The organism is Dietzia sp. DQ11-71 (assembly GCF_014144995.1).
GTDB lineage: Bacteria > Actinomycetota > Actinomycetes > Mycobacteriales > Mycobacteriaceae > Dietzia > Dietzia kunjamensis.
Genome location: NZ_JAALDT010000134.1, coordinates 1 through 2,137, shown reverse-complemented (window position 1 = coordinate 2,137; position 2,137 = coordinate 1). Strand labels below are relative to the sequence as shown.

Annotated in this window: 2 protein-coding genes; both read right to left on the bottom strand. The window is 65.6% G+C overall.

What is annotated here, in order from left to right:
- Positions 1-20 precede the first annotated feature (20 nt).
- Complete coding sequence (locus G6023_RS05645) at positions 21-1,322, bottom strand: APC family permease (RefSeq protein ID WP_132061924.1); 1,302 nt, start codon at positions 1,320-1,322, stop codon at positions 21-23.
- Positions 1,323-1,389: 67 nt separating this feature from the next.
- The gene (locus G6023_RS05640) at positions 1,390-1,986 is read right to left on the bottom strand and encodes a CueP family metal-binding protein (protein WP_206680980.1); all 597 of its coding nucleotides are present in this window, start codon (positions 1,984-1,986) and stop codon (positions 1,390-1,392) included.
- Positions 1,987-2,137: the final 151 nt, after the last annotated feature.

The window sequence follows — 2,137 nt, the reverse complement described above, 5'->3', positions numbered from 1 at the left end:
GCTTTTCGCAGAAGGGCGGATCATTGTGCGGAGCGGTGACGCACGGTGATCCACTGCGCTGTGATGATGACTAGGGCCACGATCGCGGTGATGCCCAGCGTGAGTGGGTCGGACTGCGCCTTGAGCAGGAGGAAGGGTACGAGCACTGCGACGTCGAGGACGATCGCGACCCACGGGATCCACGCCTTGGCATTGACGTCGTCCTTGAGGCGTCGGACGATCCCGTAGTGGATGGCGATGTCCATTGCCAGGTACAAGATCGCCCCCAGGGAGGCGATCTGTGACAGGTCGAAGAAGGCTGCCATGAGGATCGCCAGGCCGGCTGTGATGTAGAGCGACTGGTGTCCGCCGGCCCCGGGTAGTCCCGGCACCTGGCCCATGTCGCGGAGCATGTCGTAGAGCTTGGAGACAGAGAACAAGCTCGCGATGAGTCCTGACAGCGTCGCCACCACCGCGATGATCACGGTCAGCGTGACGCCCCAGGATCCGAACATCGGCTTGGCAGCCTCGGCGAGGGCGTAGTCGCGGGCCCCGATGATCTGCGGAACGGTCAGGCTGGCGGTTACTGCGACGGTGATCAACAGGTAGAGGACGGTGCACAGGGCGATGGAGATCATGATGGAGCGGCCGATGTTGCGCTCCGGGTCCCGTAGGTCCGCGCCCTGGTTGGTGATCGTGGTGAAGCCCTTGTAGGCCAGGATGCACAGGGTCACCCCGGCCAGAAAGCCCATCCAGCCGTGCTCCGGTGGGGTGCGTTCGGCGACGGTGAACAGTCGGTCCAGCGAGGACACGCCCGCGGCCAGGATGCCGGCGATCGCCAGCACAGCGATGCCCACGATCTTGAGCGCCGCGGTAGCGGTGGCTGACCGCTCGACCCACTGGTTGCCCACCAGGTTGACCAGCGCGGCGGCGGCGATGGCGAGCACTGCCAGCACCGGCACCCACAGGGAGGAGTCCTGCATGCCGAACGGCCGCAGCACGTAGGTGCCGAAGGTCCGCCCCAGCAGGGACTCGGCGAGGATCATCGACACGTACATGAACAGGGAGAACGTGCCGGCCGCCACCCCGGGCCCGTAGGCGGCTTTGAGCAGCATCGCGATCCCGCCCGAGGACGGGTTGGTGGCCGAGTACCGGGTGTAGGAGTATGAACTGAACGCCACTACCACCGCGCCGGCGAGGAACGCCCACGGCACCCAGCCGCCGGCCAATTCCGCGACCTGGCCCACGAGGGCGAAGATGCCGGCTCCGATCATTACCCCGGTTCCCAGCGCGACGGATCCGGTGAGAGTGAGCTTGTCTTGGGACTGTGTGCTGTGGTCCATGCTGACCGCACTACCTTCCTGCCGGTGGGTGGCCGCGTCGGTGGCGATATCGGCGCGAGTGGGGATGTCAGGCGAGTTGCATAGTGGTCAGGCAGGTGAGGTCGTCGTCGCCCGTGGAGATCGGAGCGGTGGCCGTTCTGCCGTCGTGGTCGATGGTGAGCGTGGCCGTGATGCCTCGCGGTAGCCAGAGCCCGAGGAAGCCGTTGTCGTAGGTGGTGCGCGTTTCGTCGATGAGGGTGTCACCGGAGGCGTTATCGGTGACTGTGACGTGCACCTGTTCGTTGGCGATCTCGCCGAGGCAAGTGGTCAGGCTGTGGAATCGGCAGGGGTGGGTGCTCGTGTAATACGGAGCCACTGACAGATAGAACTGGTCCTCTGGAATAGGAATCGTCTCGAGGCTCTCATCGCCACTGGTCAAGACGAGCTCAGTCGGCTGCACCGAGGCGATCAGATCGTTCGGCCTGTCGGCCACCGGCATGGTGTCGAGCGTGTTGATGATCTGGGGTGCGTCGAGGCCGGCGAGGTCGTAGTGCTCCAACGACGCGGGAGGCCAGTTGGGTACTGCATTTTCGGCGGGCCCGGGCGAGCAGCCGGTCAGGGTCAGGGCAGCGGCGGCAACGAGCGCGATCGCGGCTCGTCTCCGAGTGGAGTGGGTGGTGTTCATCGGACTCATCCTCGTTGCATCGCTGTGGTGACGGTGTCCGGGCGGAGGTCGAGACGGCGCAGCAGCTGCGCGTTGAGAGCAACGACGACGGTGGAGGCGGACATGAGGATGGCGCCGACGCCCATGGGCAGCACGAATCCGATCGGAGCCA